Here is a 692-nt window from a genome sequence, read left to right on the forward strand (position 1 = left end):
CGCATGGTGATGATGACTTCGTCGAGCGAGACGCGGTGCGTGCCGTCGCCCCAGAGCGCCATTTTCGCGGCGTTGATCGCTTTCGCGGCCGCGATCGCGTTCCGTTCGATGCAGGGCACCTGGACCAGCCCGCCGATCGGGTCACAGGTCAGGCCCAGGTTGTGTTCCATCGCGATCTCCGCCGCGTTCTCCACCTGGGCAGGGGACCCGCCCATCACCTCCGCCAAACCGGCGGCGGCCATCGATGATGCCGACCCGACCTCGCCCTGGCAGCCGACCTCCGCCCCGGAAATCGAGGCCTGCTCCTTGTACAGCACCCCCACCGCACCCGCGGCGAGCAGGAACCGAACCACGACGTCGTCGCGGTCCGCCTGGGTGGCGGTGTCCATGCCCGGGGCGAAGTGCAGCGCGTAGAACAGCACCGCCGGGATGATCCCGGCCGCCCCGTTCGTCGGCGCCGTGACCACCCTGCCGCCGGAGGCGTTCTCCTCGTTCACCGCCAGCGCCACCAGGTTCACCCACTCCTGCCAATACCGCTGGTCGAACGGGCCCGCGTCCCACGCAGCGTCCTGGTCCTGGTCGCGGGTGTCGGGGTGTGCGGTTTCCTTCTGCAGCCGTTCGTACCAGTCCGGGGCGCGGCGGCGCACGTTCAACCCGCCCGGCAGCACCCCGGCCCGCTTCAAACTCGTCGC

The 692-nt window shown here is 70.2% G+C and carries 1 protein-coding gene; it reads right to left on the bottom strand.

All coding sequences use genetic code 11. The annotated features are described in order from the left end of the window. Positions 1-692, bottom strand: a 692-nt coding sequence (locus AC5RTT_RS20700) for an L-serine ammonia-lyase, iron-sulfur-dependent, subunit alpha (RefSeq protein WP_494146728.1), incomplete at both ends; no start/stop codon positions are given.

The sequence above is a fragment of the Arthrobacter sp. Y3221157 genome, from assembly GCF_059089865.1.